Origin of the sequence: Pseudomonas sp., from assembly GCF_049645325.1 — a bacterium.
Taxonomy (GTDB): domain Bacteria; phylum Pseudomonadota; class Gammaproteobacteria; order Pseudomonadales; family Pseudomonadaceae; genus Aquipseudomonas.
On sequence record NZ_JBARTQ010000031.1, the window covers coordinates 1 to 6,300 of the forward strand.

At 58.4% G+C, this 6,300-nt stretch carries 6 protein-coding genes; 1 reads left to right on the plus strand and 5 read right to left on the minus strand.

Annotated features, from left to right (window positions below; all coding sequences use genetic code 11):
- Positions 1 to 15: 15 nt before the first annotated feature.
- The 4 genes from WBB95_RS01145 to WBB95_RS01160 are packed head-to-tail and all read right to left on the minus strand — an operon-like array spanning position 16 to position 3,733.
- Positions 16 to 951, minus strand: coding sequence for a 3-keto-5-aminohexanoate cleavage protein (locus tag WBB95_RS01145; RefSeq protein ID WP_424485921.1), 936 nt, complete (start codon positions 949 to 951; stop codon positions 16 to 18).
- Positions 952 to 990: 39 nt separating this feature from the next.
- Entirely contained in the window at positions 991 to 1,920 is a 930-nt protein-coding gene (locus WBB95_RS01150) for a VOC family protein (protein WP_424485922.1), read from the minus strand.
- Between the two features lie 39 nt (positions 1,921 to 1,959).
- On the minus strand, positions 1,960 to 2,469 hold the full coding sequence (locus WBB95_RS01155; protein ID WP_424485923.1) for a flavin reductase family protein: 510 nt from the start codon (positions 2,467 to 2,469) through the stop codon (positions 1,960 to 1,962).
- 34 nt (positions 2,470 to 2,503) lie between these two features.
- Complete coding sequence (locus tag WBB95_RS01160; RefSeq protein ID WP_424485924.1) at positions 2,504 to 3,733, minus strand: acyl-CoA dehydrogenase family protein; 1,230 nt, start codon at positions 3,731 to 3,733, stop codon at positions 2,504 to 2,506.
- 223 nt (positions 3,734 to 3,956) lie between these two features.
- Here WBB95_RS01160 and WBB95_RS01165 point away from each other — a divergent pair, with 223 nt between their 5' ends.
- Positions 3,957 to 5,729: an acyl-CoA dehydrogenase C-terminal domain-containing protein gene (locus WBB95_RS01165; protein WP_424485925.1), complete on the plus strand. Its 1,773-nt coding sequence runs from the start codon at positions 3,957 to 3,959 to the stop codon at positions 5,727 to 5,729.
- Positions 5,730 to 5,784: 55 nt separating this feature from the next.
- Here the strand turns inward: WBB95_RS01165 and WBB95_RS01170 are convergent, their stop codons facing one another.
- Positions 5,785 to 6,225 (minus strand): MarR family winged helix-turn-helix transcriptional regulator, encoded by a 441-nt coding sequence (locus WBB95_RS01170; protein ID WP_424485926.1) that lies wholly within the window; start codon positions 6,223 to 6,225, stop codon positions 5,785 to 5,787.
- Positions 6,226 to 6,300: the final 75 nt, after the last annotated feature.

Sequence of the window (6,300 nt, forward strand, 5' to 3'; positions counted from 1 at the left end):
GGCAATGACCCAGCGTTAAAACGCGACGTTGTCACGCCCTTTCAAGCCCATGATCTCACGCGCCTCATCCGGGGTAGCCACGCTGAAGCCCAGCGATTCGATCACCGATTTGATCGCTGCAACCTGCTCGGCATTGCTTTGCGCCAGTCGGCCTTTACCGGCCCAGAGGTTGTCTTCGAGGCCCACACGTACGTGCCCGCCCATCAACAGAGACTGTGTGACAATGCGCGATTGATGAGCGCCCGCGCCCAGTACCGACCAGTTGTAAGTGTCACCAAACAGGCGGTCGGCGGTGCGCTTCATGTGCATGACATCTTCCGGGTGCGCGCCGATGCCGCCACGGATACCGAACACCGACTGAATGAACAGCGGGTCTTTGACCAATTGGCGGTCACGAAAATGCGCTGCCGTGTAGAGGTGGCCAATGTCGTAGCATTCGATTTCGAAGCGCGTGTCATTCTGCGCGCAGGTGCCGAGAATGTGCGCAATGTCCTTGAAGGTGTTGCGGAAGATGCGCTCGTCGCTGGCCTCCAGGAACGGCTGTTCCCAGTCATATTTGAACTCTTTGAAGCGCTGCAGCAGTTCATAGGTGCCGAAGTTCATCGAGCCCATGTTCAACGAAGCGACTTCGGGCTTGAAACGCATGACCGGTTGCAGCCGTTCTTCGATGGTCATGGCCGGCGAGCCACCGGTCGTGAGGTTGATCACGACGTCGGACTCTTGTTTGATCTGTGGCAGAAACTGCTCGAAGAGATTCGGATCCTGGCTCGGAATCCCGGTCTCCGGGTCACGGGCATGCAGGTGGACAACCGATGCGCCCGCCTCTGCCGCTTCAATCGAGGCGCGGGCAATTTGATCGGGCGTAATCGGCAGGAACGGCGACATCGACGGCGTGTGAACAGAGCCAGTGATGGCGCAGGTGATGATAATTTTCGACGCTTTGGCAGCCATGGGGATTTCCTTGTAGGTTTTTTTGGAGAGGTCAGCGGGTCAGGCGAGGAATTCAGGCGACAGCGGCGGTGCCCATTGCGAGAGACCATCGAGGCTCAGCGGTTCATGGGTGACCGGGGTCGTGTCGTTGACCAGATCGCCGTCGGTCCAGTGCTCGATCTTGTTGCCGGCCGGGTCCAGCCAGTAATCGAAGATCTGGCTGCCCTGCACATGCCGGCCAATGCCCCAAGAGTGGTTGTATTGTTTTTGCGTGAGGAACTGGCTGCCGCAAGCCACATCGTCCCAATCCAGCACTTCGAATGCGCAGTGGTCGAACGCCGGTTCTTCGGCGCCCATGTTGATCAACGCAACGGTGTGGTGGTCGGTGAACTCGTCCCCCAGCCCGCAGTGCATAAAGGTTGCGACGGTGTTTTCCGGGGCTTCGGCGAAGTAGCTGTCGGACACACGGAAGCCCAACAGGTCCTGATAGAAACTGAACATCGCCGCGAAATTGACCGTCTTCAACACCACATGGCCAAGGCGCATGACGTGCGAAGGCTGGATGTCGATGCGATTGGTTTTGCCGAGGCGCGGGCGTTGTTCAGCGTTGTTCAGCAACAGCGGCGGTCGTGCAGTCTGTGGCGCAATCACGTCGCCGGCGTGAAGCAAATCCACGCGCAGGCCATCTGGGTCTTGTAGCGTCAGCACCCAGCCAGTGCCGAGTTCGGTGTTTTCACTGATGTCGCTGTTGAAGTGAGTGGCAACGCGTTTCAAATCATCAAGGCTGGCGACCTGGAGGCCGATGCCCAGCGCTTTCTTCGGGCCGCGCTGGGCGATGTAGGCCGGGTATCCACCCTTATACGTTGCCATTTGCAAAGTGTCGGCAGTTCGAACGTGCGGCAGCATTCCGAAATCGTGCAAAAACTGTTCTTGAGCGTCGAGATCTTCAACCTGGTAGCGAACATAGGCGATATCACGTACAGCAATCATGGCGTGCTCCTTTTGTAATTATTGAGATGGAGTTGTCAGCTAGCCCAGATCGAACCAGCAGGTCGCAGGGTCGAGAGCATGGAGTTGCTTGTAAGAGCCGGAATAGAACAGCAACGGACGACCGTCCGACTCTTCCACGGCTTGTACATCGGCGGTATAGATCAGGTGATCTCCGCCCGCGTGAACGGCATTGGCGCGTACGGCGAGTTGCACCAAAGCACCGGCCAATACCGGGGCGTCGCCCAGTTGGCGATAGTCCACCGGCAGATCCGCCACAGGCCGACCGCCGAAGTGACTGCTCAGCGCTTCGTGTTCTTCCCGCAGAAAACAGATGCCGAACGCATCGCCGGGTTTGATCGCGCCAGCGAATCGCGCCTGATTGCGCACAGCGATCAACACCATCGGCGGATCGACCGACAGAGACATAAAGGCGTTGGCCGTCATGCCGCTGAATTGCCCTTCGTGGATGAAGGTGATCACGGTCACGCCGGTGGCGAATTTGCCCATCACGCGGCGAAAAACCCGCGCGTCTATTGCTTTGGCTTGCATGGTCGTCTCCCGGTGAATACGCAGCGTTGCGCGCTTAGATAAACGGCGTGCCGGCGGTATTGCCGCAGAGAAGCCGGCCGTAGGTTTCGAAATTCAGAGAGGGGTTGACGATGCCGTGCAGTGAGGCCACCCGCGCGTCTTGCCAGATTTTGGTCATCGGGTTATTGGCCGAGGCCAACGAGCCACCTGAGGCCGACGCGAGCATGTCGACGGCTTGCCAGATCAAGGTTTCGGCGTAGCCGACATCGCGGCGTACCTTGGCGCGTTCGAGGTAATCCATGTAAACGCCCGATGCGGCGCTGGCATCAATGGTGTCGGCGTGGCGCTCAAGAATGACCCGCGCCGCGTCGATTTTCGCCGAGGCTTCGCCGACCACCAGATGGGTGACGGGCGCGTCGGCCTGCTTGCTGTACCAGGAATACTGGATGCCGCGACGTGGCAGCGTTTCGAGGAATGTTTCCAGTGCCGCGACGCCGAGGCCCAATGCAGGGAAGGCCAGAATGATCGCCAGCATCGGCATGCACGCCGCGCGATACGCCGACTCGCCTTCCAGATGCGTCGACTGGTAATTGCCTTCGATGGCCTGGCTGACCGACGCAATGCGCGAGTCCGGCACAAACACATTGCTGACTGACACGCTGGAACTGCCGCTGCCACTGATACCAATGACGTTCCAGTCATTGAGGATCTGCACTTGCTCGATCGGAATCAGCGCCGCGCCTTGGTCCAGCACTTTGCCGTGCTCATCGACCAAGGGAATACCGAGCATGTCCCACGTCGCGTGGTAGACGCCGGAATTGAAGCCCCACACGCCCTCTTCGATCAGATAACCGCCCTCGACTTTGCGTACGACGGCTTTACGTGGCGATAGAACACCGACAACTCGAGCCGGTTTGGCGCCGCAGAACACCTCTTTTGCGGCCTCCTCGCCAAAGAACGACGCGGCACACCAGTTGGTAATGTTGGTCAGCGCCGTGACCCACGCCACCGATGCGTCACCACGACCGATTTCGGCGACCACATCAAGAAACGTCCGCACCGAAACCTGACTGCCGCCGTAACGACGCGGAATGGTCATGCCCAGCAATCCACCTGCATCCAAGTCAGCGAGCGTTAGTTCCGGCAAGCGTCCGAGACCGGCAGTTTCTTTGCTGCGCTCTTTCAGTGCAGGCACCAGCGAACGCGCATGTGCTAACAGGCTAGCGCTGTTTCCAAAGGTGTCGGAGGGATTACCGGGTAGGTCGCTGCGTTGGAGCGAAGTCATGTTCTCACCTGTTTTTTATCTTGTTTTGGGGTTCGCCACGTGCAGCGAAGAAGCGCCGTCAACGTGTTATTGATATCCTCTACAAAAATGAGACAGTATTCAATTGTTTTCTTCTGCAGCATTTTCAACGCCCGAATCACTACATTTCAAAACGCTGTAAAGCACGTTATCCAACCGTTCATGGCCGCCTTCAGCCATGACCAATAACAAAAGAGGTTGTGCAATGCCCCAGTTCAACGCCCCGCTCACCGATATGCGTTTTTTGCTTCATGAGGTTTTCTCGGCGCCTGCGATATGGGCTCGCTTACCTGCACTGGCGCAGCAGATCGACGCCGCTACCGCTGATGCAATTCTCGAAGAGGCCGCAAAAGTGACCGGTGGCCTGATCGCCCCGCTCAATCGCAGCGGCGATGAAGAAGGCGCGCAATGGCGCGAAGGCAAGGTGCAAACACCTGCTGGATTCAAAGACGCCTACGCAACTTATGCCGAAGGTGGCTGGGTCGGGCTTAGCGGTAATCCGGCGTTTGGCGGCATGGGCATGCCAAAAATGCTCGCGGTGTGTTTCGAGGAGATGCTTTACGGCGCCAATTGCAGTTTCGCGCTCTATTCAGCGTTGAGCTCCGGCGCCTGCCTGGCGATCGATGCGCATGCCAGCGAAGAACTGAAAAACCAATACCTGCCGCCGATGTACGAGGGGCGCTGGGCCGGTTCGATGTGCCTGACCGAAGCGCACGCCGGTACAGACTTAGGGCTGATCCGCACGACTGCGCAGGTGCAAGCGGACGGCAGTTATCGCATCAGCGGCAGCAAGATTTTCATCACCGGTGGTGAGCAGGACCTGACTGAAAACATCGTTCATCTGGTACTGGCCAAAGTGCCGGGCGCGCCGTCAGGGGCAAAAGGGATCTCTCTGTTTTTGGTGCCCAAGCGGCTGGTCAACGATGACGGATCGCTAGGGGACCACAATGCCGTCAGCTGTGGCTCCATCGAGCACAAGATGGGAATCAAGGCGTCTGCAACGTGCGTGATGAACTTTGACGGTGCCGGTGGCTGGTTGATCGGCGAGGAAAACAAAGGTCTCGCCGCCATGTTCACCATGATGAATTACGAGCGATTATCCATTGGCATTCAGGGCCTCGGTTGCGCAGAAGCCTCGTACCAGAATGCCCGGGCCTATGCGCTTGATCGCCTGCAAAGTCGCGCACCCAGCGGGCCAGTCGCGGCGGACAAGGCTGCCGATCCGATCATCGTTCACCCGGACGTGCGTCGAATGTTGCTGAGCATGAAAGCCATGACCGAGGGTGGACGCGCGTTTGCCTGCTACGTCGGCCAGCAACTGGATCTGGCGAAATTTGCCGAGGAAACCGAAGAACAACAACGCGCCGCTGCGCTGGTAGCCCTGCTGACACCCGTGGCCAAAGCGTTTTTTACCGACAGCGGATTAGAGAGCTGCGTGACCGGTCAGCAGGTATTCGGCGGCCACGGCTACATTCGCGAATGGGGGCAGGAGCAGCTGGTTCGAGACGTGCGCATCGCGCAGATTTACGAGGGTACCAATGGTATCCAGGCGCTGGATCTGTTGGGGCGCAAAGTTGTTGGCAACGGTGGCGTCAGCCTGCGTCTGTTCACTGATGAGATTGCACAGTTCGCCCAGCAAAAAGACGCCCCATACCGCGTCGAACTCGCCGCTGCAGCCGAGCGGCTGAATGACCTCAGCCACTGGTTACTGGACAAAGCCAGCCTTGATGCCAATCTGGTCGGCAGTGCTTGCGTGGAATATCTGCAAGTCTTTGGCTACGTGGCATACGCGTACATGTGGTCGCGTATGGCGCAGGTGGCGCAGAACACTTCCGACAGCGGCGCGGCGTTCTATCAAGCGAAACTGGCGACGGCGGAATTCTTCTTCACACGTCTGCTGCCACGGATTGATAGCCTGGAACAGTGCATCCGTGCGGGTAGTGGCGCGTTGTTCAGGATGCCGGCGGAGCAGTTTTAAGCGTTTGAGCCAAGGCGTTACCTCGGTAGCGGATCACGTTGCGTTGGTGATCACGCTACTGCGGAACGTCTGAGAGCATTTTTCCCAACAGGCTCTCGAGGCACTTCAGCTCCTCAGTCGAGAGGCACTCCGTGAATTCATTCATCGCGGCGGCCTCCATCGGCGGGAACATTGATCTCAATGTTTCGCCTTTATCGGTCAACATTAGACGCACCTGACGTCGATCCTGCCCGTCCTGACTACGGGCGATGAGTCCTTTACGCTCTAGACGATCGAGCATTCGCGTCATCGAAGCACTGTGGATGGACAGGTGCCGGCATAGCGCGACCGCCGTGTCATCGCCGCGCCCCACAATCCTCAGCACTTTGAGTTGCGCGGCGGTGATGCCCAGCGGCATCAGGTGTCGATCCAGCAACCGATCTTTCAGCGTGGCCGTCAGCCCAAGCAATATTCCGAGGTGGACGGTTTTGAAGCTGGCGGCAGAAAATTTGGCCATATGTTCCCTCCTCTTCCAATGCATGGGCCGATCGTTGTGGCGCTTCCCGCCGCACTTAATCGATCAGATTTCGGG

What these genes read in the sequence shown, in the direction of transcription:
- WBB95_RS01165 (WP_424485925.1), top strand. Translation starts at nt 3,957, where the DNA reads ATGCCCCAGTTCAACGCCCCGCTCACCGATATGCGTTTTTTGCTTCAT.
- WBB95_RS01145 (WP_424485921.1), bottom strand. Translation starts at nt 951, where the DNA reads ATGGCTGCCAAAGCGTCGAAAATTATCATCACCTGCGCCATCACTGGC.
- WBB95_RS01160 (WP_424485924.1), bottom strand. Translation starts at nt 3,733, where the DNA reads ATGACTTCGCTCCAACGCAGCGACCTACCCGGTAATCCCTCCGACACC.
- WBB95_RS01155 (WP_424485923.1), bottom strand. Translation starts at nt 2,469, where the DNA reads ATGCAAGCCAAAGCAATAGACGCGCGGGTTTTTCGCCGCGTGATGGGC.
- WBB95_RS01150 (WP_424485922.1), bottom strand. Translation starts at nt 1,920, where the DNA reads ATGATTGCTGTACGTGATATCGCCTATGTTCGCTACCAGGTTGAAGAT.
- WBB95_RS01170 (WP_424485926.1), bottom strand. Translation starts at nt 6,225, where the DNA reads ATGGCCAAATTTTCTGCCGCCAGCTTCAAAACCGTCCACCTCGGAATA.